Source organism: Pseudomonas sp. PDM03, assembly GCF_014852385.1.
Taxonomy (GTDB): Bacteria; Pseudomonadota; Gammaproteobacteria; order Pseudomonadales; family Pseudomonadaceae; genus Aquipseudomonas; species Aquipseudomonas migulae.
The window spans coordinates 242,881-259,990 of the sequence record NZ_JACVBM010000002.1; the positions used below are offsets into that span (position 1 = coordinate 242,881).

13 protein-coding genes are annotated in these 17,110 nt (G+C 60.3%); 1 reads left to right on the top strand and 12 read right to left on the bottom strand.

The genetic code is table 11. The features are described 5' to 3' along the window. Nucleotides 1-101: 101 nt before the first annotated feature. The gene (locus tag IB254_RS06015) at nucleotides 102-554 is read right to left on the bottom strand and encodes a GNAT family N-acetyltransferase (protein ID WP_008044754.1); all 453 of its coding nucleotides are present in this window, start codon (nucleotides 552-554) and stop codon (nucleotides 102-104) included. Nucleotides 555-810: 256 nt separating this feature from the next. On the opposite strand from IB254_RS06015, the gene IB254_RS06020 reads away from it, so the two are divergent. After that, nucleotides 811-1,548: a substrate-binding periplasmic protein gene (locus IB254_RS06020; RefSeq protein WP_192416746.1), complete on the top strand. Its 738-nt coding sequence runs from the start codon at nucleotides 811-813 to the stop codon at nucleotides 1,546-1,548. Between the two features lie 129 nt (nucleotides 1,549-1,677). On the opposite strand, the gene yccS is transcribed toward IB254_RS06020, so the two are convergent. The 11 genes from yccS to betB all read right to left on the bottom strand — a co-directional run bounded on the left by yccS (nucleotide 1,678) and on the right by betB (nucleotide 17,034). Beyond that, nucleotides 1,678-3,861, bottom strand: coding sequence for a YccS family putative transporter (gene yccS / locus IB254_RS06025; RefSeq protein WP_192227573.1), 2,184 nt, complete (start codon nucleotides 3,859-3,861; stop codon nucleotides 1,678-1,680). Between the two features lie 223 nt (nucleotides 3,862-4,084). Next, nucleotides 4,085-5,263 (bottom strand): NAD(P)/FAD-dependent oxidoreductase, encoded by a 1,179-nt coding sequence (locus IB254_RS06030; RefSeq protein ID WP_192416747.1) that lies wholly within the window; start codon nucleotides 5,261-5,263, stop codon nucleotides 4,085-4,087. Between the two features lie 146 nt (nucleotides 5,264-5,409). Next, nucleotides 5,410-6,747 (bottom strand): ATP-dependent RNA helicase DbpA, encoded by a 1,338-nt coding sequence (dbpA, locus tag IB254_RS06035; RefSeq protein WP_238541041.1) that lies wholly within the window; start codon nucleotides 6,745-6,747, stop codon nucleotides 5,410-5,412. A 105-nt stretch (nucleotides 6,748-6,852) separates the two neighbouring features. Further along, the gene (gene mdtD, locus IB254_RS06040; RefSeq protein ID WP_008033279.1) at nucleotides 6,853-8,280 is read right to left on the bottom strand and encodes a multidrug transporter subunit MdtD; all 1,428 of its coding nucleotides are present in this window, start codon (nucleotides 8,278-8,280) and stop codon (nucleotides 6,853-6,855) included. 184 nt (nucleotides 8,281-8,464) lie between these two features. Next, complete coding sequence (locus IB254_RS06045) at nucleotides 8,465-9,802, bottom strand: TldD/PmbA family protein (RefSeq protein ID WP_192416748.1); 1,338 nt, start codon at nucleotides 9,800-9,802, stop codon at nucleotides 8,465-8,467. Next, complete coding sequence (locus tag IB254_RS06050; protein ID WP_192416749.1) at nucleotides 9,802-11,244, bottom strand: TldD/PmbA family protein; 1,443 nt, start codon at nucleotides 11,242-11,244, stop codon at nucleotides 9,802-9,804. The genes IB254_RS06045 and IB254_RS06050 overlap by 1 nt, the downstream gene beginning before the upstream one ends. A gap of 216 nt (nucleotides 11,245-11,460) precedes the next feature. After that, on the bottom strand, nucleotides 11,461-11,796 hold the full coding sequence (locus tag IB254_RS06055; RefSeq protein ID WP_259331664.1) for an AzlD domain-containing protein: 336 nt from the start codon (nucleotides 11,794-11,796) through the stop codon (nucleotides 11,461-11,463). 11 nt (nucleotides 11,797-11,807) lie between these two features. After that, nucleotides 11,808-12,530, bottom strand: coding sequence for an AzlC family ABC transporter permease (locus tag IB254_RS06060; protein ID WP_192416751.1), 723 nt, complete (start codon nucleotides 12,528-12,530; stop codon nucleotides 11,808-11,810). Then, entirely contained in the window at nucleotides 12,530-13,531 is a 1,002-nt protein-coding gene (locus IB254_RS06065) for a hypothetical protein (RefSeq protein ID WP_192416752.1), read from the bottom strand. The genes IB254_RS06060 and IB254_RS06065 overlap by 1 nt, the downstream gene beginning before the upstream one ends. Nucleotides 13,532-13,712: 181 nt before the next feature. Beyond that, nucleotides 13,713-15,416, bottom strand: a complete 1,704-nt coding sequence (betA, locus tag IB254_RS06070) for a choline dehydrogenase (protein ID WP_192416753.1) — start codon at nucleotides 15,414-15,416, stop codon at nucleotides 13,713-13,715. Between the two features lie 145 nt (nucleotides 15,417-15,561). Further along, complete coding sequence (gene betB / locus IB254_RS06075; RefSeq protein ID WP_008044788.1) at nucleotides 15,562-17,034, bottom strand: betaine-aldehyde dehydrogenase; 1,473 nt, start codon at nucleotides 17,032-17,034, stop codon at nucleotides 15,562-15,564. Nucleotides 17,035-17,110 lie beyond the last annotated feature (76 nt).

The window sequence follows — 17,110 nt, forward strand, 5'->3', positions numbered from 1 at the left end:
TGCGGCTGATGCCTTCGCGGGCAAGCCTCGCTCCTACAGAAACAATGAAGTCCATGTAGGAGCGAGCGGTGCGGCGATCCGACTTGCCCGCGAAGAGGCCCTCAAGAACGACGCATCCCGATATGCGGAATGCCATCTTCCACGTATTCCTCGCCCGCCACGACAAACCCGTACCGCCCGTAATACCCCTGCAAATGCGCCTGCGCCGACAGATAAACCGGCACATCAGGCCAACGCTTCCCAGCCTGCTTCAACGCCAGGGCGATCAGCTCATGACCCAACCCTTTGCCGCGCGCTTGCGGGGCGGTAAGCACTCGGCCGATCACCACGTCGCCACCCTGTAATTCCGGGTCGAGCAAGCGCAGGTACGCCACCAGCCGATCGCCGTCCCAGGCCATCAAGTGGCAGGTGTCACCCTCCAGATCCTGGCCGTCCACGTCCTGATAGACGCATTTCTGCTCCACAACGAAAACCTCTGAGCGCAGCTGCAGAATGGCGTACAGCTGCTCTTTGCCCAGATCACTGTGGTGCTTGCAGATCCAATCGATTGTCATCTTCACATTCCGTTGACCTAGTCGCTCCGATACTAATCGCCTGGGCGAAAGATGTCTTTATGGCAGAGAAATCTGTGACAAAGGCCAAAATGCCATCATTCAATTCGCGCGGCGTTGTCTTCTTTGTGTAATCTGGGGTGAAGCGCTGTGCAGTGGCTTCGATGAGCTAATGTTGGTACCTGGGTTTCGCCGTTACGGGGCCTTGGAGTTTTGGCTGAAAACACGTCGGGCAGCCGCCCGCTAAGGATTTTCGAGCATGCCGCGATTGCATCGAGCTTTGGCCTTGATCGGATTGCTGTTGCTGACTCAGAGCGCGGCAGCGGAAAAGCTGCGACTGGTAGCCGATGCCTGGCCACCCTTTACTGATGCGACGCTGCTCAATGGCGGCCTGGCGACGGACATTGTCAGCACCGCGCTGGCGCGAGCCGGCTATGCCAGTGACTTTGAACAGGTGCCCTGGGCACGCGCCCTGATGGGTGTGGGCGAAGGCCGTTACGATGTGCTGGTGAATGCCTGGTATACCGAAGAGCGCACCAGGCTCGGCCGGTTTTCCGGCGAGTACCTGCTCAACCGCGTGCGCTTTCTCAAGCGCAAGGACGCACCGATCGAATACAACAACCTGCAGCAGCTGCACACTTACCCGATTGCAGTGGTACGCGGTTACGCCTATTCACCGGCGTTCGATGAGGACGCCTCGCTGCAGAAGGTCCCGGTGCACAGCTTCGCCATGGCCGTGCGCATGGTCGCTGCCGATCGGGTCAAGCTGACGCTGGAAGACGAATACGTCGCGCGTTATTACCTGGCCCGGGAGTCCGCCAAGGTGCGCAATGCCGTGGAGTTCCTGCCCAAGCCGTTGAGCGAGAACAGCCTGCACATTCTGGTCAGCCTGAAAAATCCGCACCATGAAGAGATCGTGGCCGGTTTCGACCGTGAGATTGCGGAGATGAAAGCGGATGGCAGTTATGAGCAGTTGATGAAGCAGCACGGGATGTAGTTTTTGGGGTGTTGCTGATGGCCTCTTCGCTGGCAAGTCGGATCGCCGCACCGCTCGCTCCTACAGGTATCGCGAACCCTGTAGCAGCGAGGCTTGCCCGCGAAGAGGCCGGCCCACTCACCACACATCTCAATCCTCGCCAGTGTCCTTGATCAAATGCGCCGCCAACGTCCGTAACGGCCCCAACTGCCGACAGATCAACGCCAACTGCGTCTGCACCAATCGCTGCCCTTCATCGATCTCATCCGGCATCTGCTCCAGCTCATTGGCCAGCGCCTCTTCCTCATCACTCTGAATCGCAATCGGCAGTTTGCTCGCCAACCCTTGAGCGATTTCATCGATGCTCGCCGCCAGTTTCACGCCGGCCCCTTCAATCAATTGTTCGCGCACGTCCGCCGGCAGTTGGGTTTCACGATGCGCACCCAGTCCTGACAAATAGCTGAGCAAGGTGTGCGACAACACCAGGAAACGGAACCCGACATCCGCTTCCTTACGAAAATGCCCCGGCTCCATCAGCATGTTGGCGAGCGTCGTCGAGAGCGCCGCATCGGCGTTGTGCGCGTTGCGCCGGGCCAGGCGATAAGCCAGGTCGTCGCTCTTGCCGGCGGCGTATTGCTGCATGATCTGGCGCAAGTAAATGCTGTTGCAGGTGAGGGTGTTGGCCAGCACTTTGTTCAAGCGTCGGCCCTGCCAGTCCGGCAGGAACAGGAACACCGCCAGGCCGGCGATCAGGCTGCCGAGCAAGGTATCGAACAGTCGCGGCAGGAACAGGCCGTAACCGTCGCCGACCTGGTTGAAGCAGAACAGCACCATCAGCGTGATCGCGGCCGTGGCCAGGGTGTAACGGGTGGTCCGGTTGATAAAGAACACCACGCCGGCGGCGATGGCGAAGCACGACTGGATCAGCGGGTTCGGGAACAGATCGAACAGCGCCCACGCCACGGTCAGGCCGATGGCGGTGCCGATGATCCGCTGACCGAGCTTGCGGCGGGTCGCGCCGTAGTTCGGTTGGCAGACGAACAGCGTGGTGAGGATGATCCAGTAACCCTGCGACGGGTGAATCAAATGCACCATGCCGTAGCCGATGCTCAACGCCAGGGGCAAACGCAGGGCATGGCGGAACAGCAGCGAGGTCGGCGTCAGCTGCGTGCGCAAGCGAATCCACACATCCTTGAGGCTGCGTGGCGAACGGTCGAGCAGGCTGCTGTCGGTGGCGTCGGCGAGGGCGTCGGGGTTGCTCGCATCGCTGAGCAACCGGTCGAGGGTGCCGAGGTTGGCGGCCAGGGCGCGCAAGGAGCGCAGCAGTCCGCGCCAGGCCGGGTTGCTCTGGATGCGCAGGTGTTCAAGGGACGCGTGCAGGTCGCTGAGGGCTTCGGCGAAGCTGGCGTCATAGATGAATGGCTGGCGCATCTGGATCGACTCCGCCAGCGCTCGGCAAGCCTTGCCCTGTTGGCGCAGCAGGCGCTGACAGCGGAACAGCACGTCGCTGTGGAAAAAGGCGTCGGCCAGCGCGTTGTACGGATAGTGCGAGGAGCTGGCGCGCTCGTGGATGTCCTGAGCGAGGAAGTAGAGCTTCAGGTAACGGCTGACTTTCGAGCCCGGTCGACCGTTGCCGACCCGGTGCAGAATGATTTCCTTGGCAGCGTTCAGGGCCGCCACGACCCGACCGTTCTGCTGGGCCAGTTCCAGTCGGCGCGCTTCCACGTCCATCTGCCGGATCGGCTCGAACAGCGACGATTTCAGCTTCAGGTAGAAGCCCAGTTCGCGGAACAATCTTGCCAGGCTCTGCTGCACCGGCTGGTTGGAAAACATCGCCTGCCACAACACCGAAAGCAAACCGTACCAGGCCGCGCCGGCCACCAGCAGCACCGGTTCGTGCCAGAAATCGGTCACTGCGCCGCCGCGCTGGTCCACGCCGATCATGGTGTAGACCGACAGAATCAACGTCGCCGAGGCAATCGCGCCATAACGTTCGCCGAGCGCACCGAGCATGGTCAGGCAGAAAGCGGCCAATGCGAAAGCGATGATGAACAGGACGGGGTAGGGGAAGAGCAGTTCGACGGACAGGGCCGCGACGATGAAGCAAACCAGCGTTACAGCCAGCGAATTGAGGCGGCCCTGCCAACTGTCGTCGGTTTCGGCCAGGGCGCTGGCGATGATCCCCAGGAACAACGGGATCAGCAGCCCCATTTCATCCTGATACCAACACAGCGCCATGCTGCCGGTCAGGGCGATGAACACCCGTACGCTGTAGCTGAATTTATCCAGCGCCCAGAGGCGACGCAGGGACTGACGAAAAGGGGTCGATGGCATGAAGTGCGAGGGCCTTCCGAGGCAATGACGCTAAATTGAGCCAGTAATGACGCCGACGCAATGGCGCCGATCACATCTGACAGCAAAATCTGTTCCTTTACCGAACAACACATCACAACTGTAGGAGTGAGCCTGCTCGCGATAGCGGACTGTCAGTCAACGACTCTGTTGAATGTTATGGCCTCATCGCGAGCAGGCTCGCTCCTACAGGTACAGCGGGGTGTCAGACGAATTGCGCAGCCGCGTAACCCGAGGCCCAGGCCCACTGGAAATTGAAGCCGCCCAGATGCCCGGTGACATCGAGCACTTCGCCGATGAAGTACAGCCCGGGGCTTTTCAGCGACTCCATGGTCTTGGACGAGACTTCGTTGGTGTCGACGCCGCCCAAGGTCACTTCGGCGGTGCGGTAGCCTTCGGTCCCGGCCGGCACCACTTTCCAGCTCGCCAGCTTCTCGGCGATGTCGGAAATTTCCGCGTGGGTGTATTGCTTCATCGGTTTGGAAACGAACCAGTTGTCTGCCAGCAGGTTGGCCATCTTCTTGGTGAAGATTTCACCGAGCAGGGTTTTCAACTCGCTGTTCGGCCGTTCGGCCTGCTGCTGTTGCAGCCAGCTCGGCACATCGTGATCCGGCATCAGGTTGATCTCTACCGGGTCGCCGGATTCCCAAAACGAGGAAATCTGCAAAATCGCCGGACCGCTGAGGCCGCGATGGGTAAACAGGATGTTCTCGCGAAAGCTCTGATCGTTGCAGCTCACCAGGCAATCCACCGACGTACCGGACAGTTCGGTGCAAAGCTCTTTGAGTTGATCAGTGATGGTGAAGGGCACCAGGCCGGCGCGGGTCGGCAGCAGTTCGTGGCCAAACTGCTTCGCGACCTGGTAGCCGAAACCGGTGGCGCCGAGGGTCGGGATCGACAGGCCGCCCGTGGCGATCACCAAGGATTCGCAGGTGATCTGGCCCAGTGTGGTGTCCAGCAGATAGCCGCTTTCCAGCTTCTCGATGGTCTGGATCGACGTGTCCAGGTGCAGGCTGACGCCAACCTGATCGCACTCGTTGAGCAGCATTTCGAGGATGTCGCTGGATTTGTTATCGCAGAACAACTGGCCGAGTTTCTTCTCGTGGTACGGCACACCGTGCTTGGCGACCATGCCGATGAAATCCCACTGCGTGTAGCGCGCCAGTGCGGATTTGCAGAAGTGTTCGTTCTGCGAGAGAAAATTGCCCGGTTCGGTGTACATGTTGGTGAAATTGCAGCGGCCACCGCCCGACATCAGGATTTTCTTGCCGGCCTTGTTCGCATGGTCGAGCAACATCACCTTGCGCCCGCGCCCGGCGGCGGTCAGCGCACACATCAACCCTGCGGCGCCAGCGCCAATGATCACGACTTCGGTAGAGCGCAAAACGGTGTCCTCAAAAATTTCAAAACCGACATGAAACCTGTAGGAGCCGGCTTGCTGCGGGCGGCGTTCCGACGATGCAAGCGCCGCGGTCCATCAGGCGGACCGCGTCATCGTTCATCGCCAGCAAGCCGGCTCCTACAAGGTGATCAGAGGATACGCACGCGCAGCGAACGGCCCTTGATCTTGCCGTCGTTCAGGCGTTGCACTGCCTGCTTGGCAACTCCACGTTCCACGGCGACGAACGCCTGGAAGTCGAAAATCGCGATCTTGCCAACCTGCGCGCCCGGAATGCCGGCATCGCCAGTCAACGCACCCAGAATATCGCCCGGACGCACTTTGTCTTTACGGCCAGCGCCGATGACCAGCGTGCTCATTTGCGGCAGCAACGGACCACCGCCCTGGGACTTGAGGTTGTCCAGCTGATCCCAGCTCAACGGCGACTTCTGCAGTTGCTCGATGGCCTGGGCGCGGTGCGCTTCTGACGGGGCGACCAGGCTGATCGCGATGCCTTTTTCACCGGCGCGGCCAGTACGGCCAACGCGGTGAATGTGGATTTCCGAATCACGGGCCAGTTCGACGTTGATCACCATGTCCAGCGCATCGATGTCCAGACCGCGGGCGGCGACGTCGGTGGCAACCAGTACCGAAGTACTGCGGTTGGCAAACATCGTCAGCACCTGGTCGCGATCACGTTGTTCCAGATCGCCGTGCAGGCCGACGGCGGAGATGCCTTTGGCGGTCAGGTGATCGACGGTTTCCTGAACCTGCTGCTTGGTGAAGCAGAAGGCCACGCAAGAGGCCGGGCGGTGATGCGCGAGGACTTTGACCACGGCGTCCATGCGCTCTTCCGGAGAGATCTCGTAGAAGCGCTGCTCGATCTGCGTGTCGTCGTGAAACGCCTCGGCCTTCACTTGCTGCGGGTTGCGCATGAACTTGGAGGCCAACTGCTTGATGCCCACCGGGTACGTGGCGGAGAACAGCAGGGTCTGACGACGCTCCGGGCATTGGGCGATGATTTCTTCGATGGAGTCGTAGAAACCCATGTCGAGCATGCGGTCGGCTTCATCGAGGATCAGCGTGTTCAGGCCGTGAAGCACCAGCGAACCTTTGCGCAGGTGCTGCTGGATGCGGCCCGGAGTGCCGACGATGATGTGCGCGCCGTGCTCCAGCGAGCCGATCTGCGGACCGAACGACACGCCGCCGCACAAGGTCAGGACCTTGATGTTGTCTTCGGCGCGGGCCAGACGACGGATTTCCTTGGCGACCTGGTCAGCCAGCTCGCGCGTCGGGCAAATGACCAGCGCCTGGCAGCCGAAGAAGCGCGGATTGATCGGGTTCAGCAGGCCGATACCGAAGGCTGCGGTCTTGCCGCTGCCGGTCTTGGCCTGGGCGATCAGGTCCATCCCCTTGAGGATCACCGGCAAGCTTTGCGCCTGGATCGGCGTCATCTGGGCATAACCGAGGGAGTCGAGGTTAGCCAGCATGGCGGCGGACAGCGGCAAAGTATTAAAAGCGGTGGCGATGGTGGTCACGGGACTGGCCTGCAAAACAAAATGTCGCGCAGTGTACCAGTCCCATGGCCATTGGCCCTAAGGTTCGATGTGTTCTTCCGGACGCTTGACGCGCCGTCCGTCTTCCTTTGACAGCTGCGAGAAGATCGTCGCGGCCAGCATCGCCATGATTCCGACGGTCACAAACGTGAGTTGGAACGCGCCCAGCACCGTGTCCACGCCGTCGTTTCCGATCTCCGCGGTGAATCCGCCGAGCAGCGCACCGGCGCATGCAACGCCCAGGCTCAGGGACAATTGCGCGACCACCGACAGCAAGCTGTTGCCGCTGCTGGCGCTGGCGTCATCGAGGTCGATCAGGGTCACGGTGTTCATCGCGGTGAACTGCAACGAGTTGATCGCGCCGAGAATCGCCAGCATGCCCAGCAGCAGCCAGTACGGCGTCTGCTCGCTGACCAGGCCCATGCTTGCCAGCATCAGCCCCAGCGCCAGGGTGTTGCCGGTCAGCACAATGCGATAACCCAGGCGCTCGATCAGCGGCCGCGCCACCGACTTGGCGACCATCGCCGCCGCTGCCAGCGGCAGCATGCTCATCCCCGCTTGCGACGGCGAATAGCCCAGCGCCACTTGCAGCAACAACGGCACGAGGAACGGCAGTGCGCCGCTGCCGAGACGGGCAAACAGGTTGCCGAGGATGCCGACGGCGAATGTGCGGGTCTTGAACAGCGATGGTGCGAACAGCGGATTGTCGATGTGCCCGGCCCGCAACCAATACGCCGCCAGGCACGCCATGCCACCGAACAGCAGCAACATCACGCGCAGGTGCGGCAGGTGCAGTTCGCCGAGGCCTTCCATGGCGATGGTGATCAGCACCATCGCTGCGCCAAACAGCAAAAAGCCGAGGCTGTCGAACCGCGTGCGTTCAGTGCCGCGCAGGTCGGGGATGAATTTCCATACGGCGTAGCAACCGACGACGCCGACCGGCAGGTTGATCAGGAAGATCCAGTGCCACGTCAGGTATTCCACCATCCAGCCGCCCATGGTCGGGCCGATCAACGGGCCGAGCAGGCCGGGAATGGTGATGAAACCCATGATCCGCACCAGTTCCGAGCGCGGATAGGCCCGCAGCACCACCAGTCGCCCGACCGGCAGCATCAGCGCACCGCCCAGGCCCTGAATCACCCGGGCGCCGATCAGCATGCTCAGGCTGCTCGACAAGGCGCAGAGCAACGAGCCGAAGCTGAACAGCAGGATCGCGCCGAAGAAGATTTTCTTGGTGCCGAAGCGGTCGGCAATCCAGCCCGAGGCGGGGATCAGCAACGCGACGGTGAGCATGTAGGCGATGATCACGCCCTGCATGCGCAGCGGGTCTTCCGCCAGATCGCGGGCCATGGCCGGCAGGGCGGTGTTGAGGATGGTCCCGTCGAGGGACTGCATGAAGAAGGCAATAGCGACGACCCACGGCAACCAGCGGGCGGTGACAGCGTCGAGAGGCGGGCGGTTGGGCATGGGACCTCAGGTTTTGAGTCGCAGGAATTTCGGTGTTTCCCCAATCCCTGTAGGAGCTGGCTTGCCAGCGATGAGGCCGGCACATTCAACATAAGTGTTGTCTGACAGATCGCCATCGCTGGCAAGCCAGCTCCTACAGGTTTTGCGTCGTTACAGGTTTTGCGTTGTTACGGGTTTTGCGGGGTTACAGGGTCAAGGTCAGTTTGCTGATCAGCGCGCCCGGCAACAGCGCCGATGCCGTGGCCCGCTGGCTGTAAGTGCTCGCCGACAGCAACAACTCGCGCTCTTCGGTCAACGCTTCCAGCTGCGAACCCAGCAAACTGTAAGCACTGTCATCAAAACGCATGGTGCTGACCGGTGCCTGTATCTCGCCATTCTCGACCCAGAACGTCGCAAACCGCGTCATGCCGGTCATGCGTGCCATCGGTTGGTCCGAGTAATTCAGGTACCAGAGGTTGCTGATGTACAAGCCCGTGCCCAGTTGCTTGAGGATCTCGGCATCGGCAAGTGCGCCTGGCGCCATGTTCAGCGCGGTCGGCGATTCACCGCCGCTGGCGCCGTTGGCCGTCAGGCCGTATTCGGCGGCGCTGCGTGAGCCGACCAATTGCGCGCCGGCCTTGCCTTCGACGATCAGCTTCAGGTCACTGCGTGGATAACCTTCGCCAGAAAATGCCGGGCTCAACGAACCGCTGACTTGCTCGTCAAGGGACACCAGCGGACTGAACGAATGATCGCCCGCATAGAGTTTCTGCAACGGGCTGCTCTTGCTGGCAATCGACTGCGCCGAAAAGCCACCCCAGGACAACATGCCCATGATTTCTTCCAGCGCGGCCGGCGCCAGGTAAGCGCGATACTGACCCGGTGCCAACGTACGCAATGGTCGACCGAGGAACTCAAGCTGCTCGCGCGCCTGCTGGAAGCGCCGGGCAAACCCTTCGCTGTTCCAGTCATGGCCGGCGTAGCTGGCTTTCACCGCCTGCCCGTTTGCATGAAACAGGCTGAAGTCGAAGTTGAAGCTGTTGGCCTGATGCCAGCCGAACGCGCCTGAAGAACTGGCGAAACCGCGACTGATCGGGCCGGCGGCGTAGAAACCCACCAGATCCAGCCCTTCGGCGGCCCGGGTGATTTCGGCGACCACCTGCTCGGTGTCCGGCAGCGGATGCTCCTGCACATTCTTGCTTTGCCAGCCGGTGTAGTTGAGCAGCAAGTACGGATCCTGCGGCAGCAGCGGCAGGGTGTCGCGCAACTGTTGCAGGCCTTCGGCCAGACGCTGGGAGTCGACGTGAGCATCGCCCGACAGCGTGATGTCGAGGTCAGCGTGGCGACCGTCGTTGATCAGTTTGAGACCGACGCTCGCCTGTTGCACCTGCCCGGCCTGCCGCACCTTGGCATGATTGAAACGCACGAAAGCCGACGACTCGGCGGCGTAGCTGAGGGTGAATTGCTCCGGTTCGCGAATCGCCTCGCGCAACCCGTTGACCAAGGCCTTGAACGAATCAGCCTGACTTTTTGAAGTGCTCATCAGGCGTCTCCCCCAAATACATCCACGTTGCTGAACACGCAGGCCGGTGATGCATGGCCGACACGGATCACCTGATTCGGCTCGCCCTTGCCGCAGTTCGGCGTGCCCAGAACCTTGAAGGTGCTGGCGTCGCCGACGGCGCTGAGGCTCTTCCAGAACTGCGCGGAAATTGCCCGGTAGTTCGGGTTTTTCACCACGCCTTTGAGTTCGCCGTTTTCGATCAACTGGCCCCATTCGCAGCCAAACTGGAATTTGTTGCGCGCATCATCGATGGACCAGGAACGGTTGGTGCTCATCAAAATACCGTGCTCGATGTTGCCGATCAGTTGTTCCAGCGGCTGATCGCCGGGCTCGATATTGAGGTTGGCCATGCGGTCGATCGGTGGGCGATTCCAGCCGCAGGCGCGGCTGTTGGCAACGCCGTCCATGCCAGCGCGGAACTGCGAAAGTGCGCCGCCCAATGGACGCAGGAGCAAGCCCTGCTTGATCAGGAATTGCTTGCTCGCGGCAGTGCCGTCGTCGTCATGACCGTAGCTGGCGAGCTGCTCGGGAATGTCCGGGTCGAAGGTAACGTTCAGCAGTTTCGAACCGTACTGCAAATGGCCGAAGTCTTCGGCCTTGACGAAACTGGTGCCGGCGTAATTGCGCTCGTCACCGAGGATGCGATCGAGTTCCAGCGGGTGACCGATGGATTCGTGGATCTGCAGCATCATCTGATCGGGCATCAGCAACAGGTCGCGCGGGCCTTGCGGCGTGTTCGGCGCGAGCAGCAATTGCAATGCTTGATCAGCAACTTTTGGACCGGCGCCGATCAGGCCACAACGGCTGATGACATCAGCGCTGCCCTGCTGGCCGAAGTTCTCGCGGCCGAGGCTGCGGGTCTGGCTGTCGTTGCCATCGTAGGCCGTGACATCGAGTCCCGGATAGACAAAACGCTGGGCCTGGCGCAGTTCGGCGCCGGCGCTGTTGAGGTAGATCTGCTCGACATGGGTGATGCCGATGCTGACCTGCCAGTTCACCAGTCGCTCGTCCTTGGGCACCGCCGCGGATTCGGCGCCGAGCAGTTGGTAGCAATCGCTCAGGGACGGGAAGGGCTGGTCGAAGTTCGGCGAAAAATAGTCGGCTCGGTCGCTGGAAACGGCCTGCTCACGCAGGTCGAGCAACGCGTGAGGCTTGAGCAGGCGAGCTTGTTGCTCGGCTCGGTCCAGCGCCGATTGCAGGCCTTGCGGCGACAGGTCGTTGGTCGCGGCGTAGGCTTCAACGCCGTTGACGCGAACGGTCAGCATCGCGCCTTCGTCACGGCTCAGGCTCGGAGGTTCGGCAACGTTCTTGCGCACCGACAGGTATTGGCCGGACTCGCGCACGTATCGCAGAGAAAAGAATTCAGCGCCCGTGCGCAAGGCAGCAAAGCGCTGCTTGAGCTGGGGGTGGAAATCGAACATTCAGGAACCTCCTTGGTCTGGAGTGGCGATGCAGCGGTGTTGCGAAGGGGAGGGTGAAACGTTTGCGTGGCGCTAGATTAGGCCTGCGTGGGGGTAGGATCAAGCGCAGAGCTGCGTAGGAAATATTTAATCAGCGTGAAGGCCGAGGCTCGCGGGCAGACCGTGTCGTGATCTGCTCGCGATGGCATGGGTTACGGTGGTGAGAGGGGGCGGGGCTTACTGCCCGCCATAGAGATAGACGACCGCCGTCAGATAAATCATCAGGCTGGCCAGGAAAGCGGGAAGTATTTTTCTGGTTTTGGCGACCACAATAAAGGTCCCCAGCAGCAGGATCAGCTTCAGTGCATCCAGACTTTCAAACTGTTGCATCAGGCTCGGCGCATCCTGTTTGTTGAAGGCCGTGTCATAAATGATCACCCCCAGCATGGCTTGTGCGCTGTAGTTGATAAACCGATAAAACGAACCGTGGGTGCGCGTCAGTGCCGTCGTGTTTTTAAAGGCAAAGGGCAGGGCGCGAAACGCCAGTGCGCTGACGGCGGCAAAGCCGATCAAAAACCAAACTGTCATTGGCTGCGCGCTCCTTGTTCGGTCCAGGCGTTTTCAATCAGCACGGTCACGCCACCGATCAAAAACGGTGTGATGAGCAAGCTGTAATCCTTGAAGAACAACACCAGCACTGGCGCGCCGATGAAGCCCAGCCAGTAGCTGGACACTTCGGCGTAATGCGGCCAGTGTTTGCCGGCCAGTGCGGTGAACTGAAGCGGCAACAGCATCATCATCACGGCCGTAGTCACCGGCGACGCCAACCCGGCAGCGGCGATGAAGCCGATGCAGGTACACACAATCGACACGGCAAATATCGGCAGGCCCACGCCGAGCATGTAAGTGAAGGGGTGATCGGTTCGTTGTTTGAAGCGGGTCATGCAGGCCGTGAATATCGACGGCGTTATCAGGATCAGCGAGGGCAGTATGTTGCTTGTCGAAACGTGCTTCAGGTACGGCGCCAGTGCGGCCGAGAGCAGCAGAAATCGCACGTTGAGTGCCAGAATGACTGGGATCAACAGCCAGCCATCGTTGTAGTTTTGCAGAAGCAAAAACTGTAGCGGCGTAGAAAATATCAACAGGGTTGTTGCCAGGGTCTGCCCCAGGGTTAACGACTGTGCGGCGCCTACCATCCCGATCGACAAATACAGAAACAGGAAGGCGACACCGAAGCTGATCGCATCCCGCGCGCCTTCCTGGAAGACCTTGGCTGACGAATGACAAGGCGGTTTTCCAGCAACCATCAGCAAGTTTCCCGCGGACAGTCGGATGCATTCAGCGCGTAATACTGTTTCCTGGGGCCTTTGCTGCGAAACAGCAGGCGAGGTGTGGTGGCCAGTGTTGAAGTGGCGGCCTTGGTGCGCACGGCATCTTCACTCATGTTCAGCATGGGGCGCGCGTGCAGGATCTTGTGGTTGGCCACGATCAGGAAGGTTCCGGTCTCGGCTGTCGAAACACTGTGCCTGGCGGTGGGCAACTGGGCTCTTATCTTGTCGAGGACATGTTGGCCGCCGTTGACCGCTCGCATCCGCTCACCGTTGTGCGGGTCGATCCGGAAGTCCAGAGAGAACCGGTAGCCGTAGTGGTCGTCGTATTCAACGACATTGCGAATTCGCTCTTTCGAACCGTTGACGTTTTTGCCTGAAATAAACCTGGCTTGCATGCCAAGCAGTGTTTCAATGTCTTCGTTATCAAGATCGCAGAGCAAGTTTGCGGGGAAGTAATAAGCCGTCGGCGTATGAGTAGTGTCTCGACAAACTGTTAATGCCAGGAAATCCACGCTGAGGTTTTCATACAAGTCGTCGGAATGCGGTGTGATATCTCCATAGCCATTTCCCCATTCCCGATATTTTTCTGCTGCCGGTTTAAGATATAAGGCTTTGTGTTCTTCATAGTCGTATTTGATGTCAACCAGATGGAACAAATCGGCGAGCGCTTCATGCACCGTCAGGGCCAGCCTGGGTGAATCGAGGTGGAAGATATTCTTGATGCACACGGCGGCCACGCCGTCGTGTGCTTGCCCTAATTTATCGAAATAGTAGGCATCTTCCGGGTGGAGGTAGGTTGCAAAGATATTGATTAGCTGGATTTTCAGCTCATGAATACTCTGGTCGTGATTTTTCATCCACCACGCTTCGATCATGCCGCTGAGATAGTTGAAGTTCAGAGTGATTGTTGTTTCTTTTGCTATTGCTTGTCGGAATAAGCTGGCTGATACAGTTGGGTTTGCATAGTGGGTATTCATTATCATCCTTGATACTCAGGTTTTTGTTTGGCGCTGATCTTAATGCAACTATTAAGTTTGAAGTCCCCTGTAAGTGTTGCGAGTTTTGTTGCGGGCTGGACAGGGTGAGTGGCTTATTCAAGGCAATAAAAAACCGCCAGCCTCCGAAGAGGTGGCGGTTTGCGGTTTTGCAGAGCGGCTATCAGCGTGCTGTCGCGCTCACATCACGCAGAGGCTTGCCTTTCACCGGAGCGTCACCGGCCACGTAGTAGCTGGCAGTGCTGCGCGGCAATGGCTTGCGACCACGGATCTTGTCGGCGATTTTCTCGGCGATCATGATCGTCGGCGCGTTCAGGTTGCCGGTGGTGATGATCGGCATGATCGAGGCATCGACCACGCGCAGGGCTTGCATGCCGTGCACACGACCTTCGGCGTCAACCACGGCCATCTCGTCGGTGCCCATCTTGCACGAGCAGGACGGGTGGAACGCGGTTTCGGCGTGTTCGCGGATGAACTTGTCGAGCTGCTCATCGGTTTGCACTTCAATGCCCGGGCTGATTTCGCGGCCACGGAAAGCGTCCAGTGCAGGCTGTTGCATGATTTCACGGGTCAGGCGGATGCCGTCACGGAATTCCTGCCAGTCCTGCTCGGTGGCCATGTAGTTGAACAGGATGCTCGGGTACTCGCGCGGATCCTTGGACTTGGCCTGGATGCGGCCACGGCTCGGCGAACGCATGGAGCCCATGTGCGCCTGGAAACCGTGCTCTTTCACACCGTTGCTGCCGTTGTAGTTAATCGCGACCGGCAGGAAGTGGTACTGGATGTTCGGCCATTCGAATTCCGGACGGGTGCGGATAAAACCGCCGGCTTCGAACTGGTTGCTGGCGCCGATGCCGGTGCCGTTGAACAGCCACTCGGCACCGATGGCCGGTTGGTTGTGCAAGAGCAGCGACGGGTACAGCGAGACCGGCTGGGTGCAGGCGTATTGCAGGTACAACTCGAGGTGATCCTGCAGGTTTTCGCCGACGCCTGGCAGGTCGTGGACCACCGGGATGTCGAGCTTGTTCAGCAGTTCGGCCGGGCCGACGCCGGAACGTTGCAGAATCTGCGGCGAAGCGATGGCGCCGGAGCACAGCAGCACTTCTTTGCGGGCGCGGACTTCAACGCGCTCTTCAGCGGCGCCGATCAGGTAACGCACGCCGACGGCACGCTTGCCTTCGAACAGGATCTTGTCGGTCAGGGCGTGAGTGACGATGGTCAGGGTCGAGCGCTTCTTGGCGACGTCCAGGTAACCGCGAGCGGTGGAAGCACGACGGCCTTTCGGCGTCACGGTGCGGTCCATCGGGCCGAAGCCTTCTTGCTGGTAGCCGTTCAAGTCTTCGGTGCGCGGGTAACCGGCTTGCACGCCGGCTTCAACCATGGCGTGGAACAGCGGGTTGTTGCCGGCTTTCGGCGTGGTCACGCTGACCGGGCCTTCGCCACCGTGGTAGTCGTTCGGGCCGATGTCGCGGGTTTCGGCCTTGCGGAAATACGGCAGGCAGTTCAGGTAGTCCCAGTCTTCCAGACCTGGCAGTTTGGCCCAGTTGTCATAGTCCATCGCGTTGCCGCGGATGTAGCACATGCCGTTGATCAGCGAAGAACCGCCCAGGCCCTTGCCGCGACCGCATTCCATCCGGCGACCGTCCATGTGTGGCTCTGGATCGGTTTCGTACGCCCAGTTGTAGCGACGACCTTGCAGCGGGAACGCCAAGGCCGCTGGCATTTGCGTGCGAAAATCCATGCGGTAATCCGGGCCGCCGGCTTCGAGCAGCAGGACGGTGACGCCTTCGTCTTCAGTCAGACGGGTCGCCAGGGTGTTACCGGCCGAGCCGGCACCGATGATGATGTAATCGAATTCTTGGGACATTGAATGCACCCTCTTTGAAGTTGGTCAGGTCGGGCGAGTGCTGCGCACTCGATCGCCAGCAGGCGGGCTCCCACATTGGAATGCGTACTCCTGTGGGAGCCAGCCTGCTGGCGATGACGGCCTCGCAGGCGAAGCGGATATCGCCTTAGAACACCGAGGCGTAATCGCCCAGCTCAACCTGTACCGATTTGATGCGCGTGAAGTTGTTCAGCGAGCTGATGCCGTTCTCACGACCCACACCGGATTGCTTGTAGCCGCCGACCGGCATCTTCGCGTCGGACTCGCCCCAGGCGTTGATCCAGCAGATACCGGCTTCCAGTTGATGAATCACGCGGTGAGCGCGGTTCAGGTCCTTGGTGACGACGCCCGCGGCCAGGCCGAAGTCGGTGTCGTTGGCACGACGGATCACTTCTTCTTCGGTTTCGTAAGTCAGGATCGCCATCACCGGGCCGAAGATCTCTTCGCGAACGATGGTCATCTCGTCGGTGCAATCGGTGAACACGGTCGGTGCGACGAACGCGCCTTTAGCGAATTCGCCGTCGGTCAGACGGCCGCCGCCGCACAGCACGCGAGCGCCTTCTTCTTTGCCTTTGGCGATGTAGCCCAGCACGCTTTCCATGTGGGCGAAGCTGACCAGCGGGCCGAAGTTGGTGTTTTCGTCTTCCGGATTGCCAACGCGGATGCGCGCAACGCGCTCAACGATCTTGGCTTCGAAAGCGGCTTTCAGATGGCTCGGTACGAACACGCGAGTGCCGTTGGTGCAGACCTGGCCGGAGCTGTAGAAGTTGGCCATCATCGCGGTGTCGGCGGCGCGATCGAGGTCGGCGTCGTCGAAAATGATCAGCGGGGATTTGCCGCCCAGTTCCATGGTTACGTCTTTCAACGACGAAGCGGAAGCGCTGGCCATGACCTTCTTGCCGGTGTCGGTGCCGCCGGTGAAGGAGATTTTTTCGATGCGCGGGTGTTCGGTCAACCAGGTGCCGACTTCACGGCCGCTGCCGGTCAATACGTTGAACACGCCGGCTGGCAGGCCTGCCTCGGTGTAGATCTCGGCCAGTTTCAGCGTGGTCAGGGAAGTGACTTCGCTTGGCTTGAAGATCATCGCGTTACCGGCCGCCAGGGCAGGAGCGGATTTCCACAGGGCGATCTGGATCGGGTAGTTCCACGCGCCGATACCGGCCACGACGCCCAGCGGCTCGCGACGGGTGTAAACGAACGAAGTGGTGCGCAGCGGGATCTGCTCGCCTTCAATGGCTGGGACCAGGCCTGCGTAGTATTCCAGCACGTCGGCGCCGGTAACGATGTCGACATACTTGGTTTCGGAGAACGACTTGCCGGTGTCCAGGGTTTCCAGGGCGGCCAGTTCATCGTTGCGCTCGCGCAGGATGTCAACGGCGCGACGCAGGATGCGCGAACGCTCCATGGCAGTCATTGCAGCCCAGATTTTCTGGCCCTTTTCGGCGCTGACTACAGCGCGCTCAACGTCTTCCTTGGTCGCACGCTGTACTTTTGCGAGGACTTCACCGTTAGCCGGGTTGATGGCTTCGAAAGTGGCGTCGCTGCTGGCGTCGGAGTAACCGCCATCGATGTAGAGTTTTTGCAGTTCGAAACGGGCCATAGTGTCCTCGCAAGTGCATAAGTGGTTGGCGTTGACCACTGGGCGTGCCGTATAGCGCTGGCACGCTGGTCAGTGG

Bases quoted from the DNA above. Each gene is read 5' to 3' on its own strand.
- IB254_RS06065 (WP_192416752.1), bottom strand. From the start codon at position 13,531: ATGAATACCCACTATGCAAACCCAACTGTATCAGCCAGCTTATTCCGA.
- IB254_RS06060 (WP_192416751.1), bottom strand. From the start codon at position 12,530: ATGGTTGCTGGAAAACCGCCTTGTCATTCGTCAGCCAAGGTCTTCCAG.
- betB (WP_008044788.1), bottom strand. From the start codon at position 17,034: ATGGCCCGTTTCGAACTGCAAAAACTCTACATCGATGGCGGTTACTCC.
- mdtD (WP_008033279.1), bottom strand. From the start codon at position 8,280: ATGCCCAACCGCCCGCCTCTCGACGCTGTCACCGCCCGCTGGTTGCCG.
- betA (WP_192416753.1), bottom strand. From the start codon at position 15,416: ATGTCCCAAGAATTCGATTACATCATCATCGGTGCCGGCTCGGCCGGT.
- IB254_RS06020 (WP_192416746.1), top strand. From the start codon at position 811: ATGCCGCGATTGCATCGAGCTTTGGCCTTGATCGGATTGCTGTTGCTG.
- IB254_RS06015 (WP_008044754.1), bottom strand. From the start codon at position 554: ATGACAATCGATTGGATCTGCAAGCACCACAGTGATCTGGGCAAAGAG.
- yccS (WP_192227573.1), bottom strand. From the start codon at position 3,861: ATGCCATCGACCCCTTTTCGTCAGTCCCTGCGTCGCCTCTGGGCGCTG.
- dbpA (WP_238541041.1), bottom strand. From the start codon at position 6,747: ATGCTGGCTAACCTCGACTCCCTCGGTTATGCCCAGATGACGCCGATC.
- IB254_RS06045 (WP_192416748.1), bottom strand. From the start codon at position 9,802: ATGAGCACTTCAAAAAGTCAGGCTGATTCGTTCAAGGCCTTGGTCAAC.
- IB254_RS06050 (WP_192416749.1), bottom strand. From the start codon at position 11,244: ATGTTCGATTTCCACCCCCAGCTCAAGCAGCGCTTTGCTGCCTTGCGC.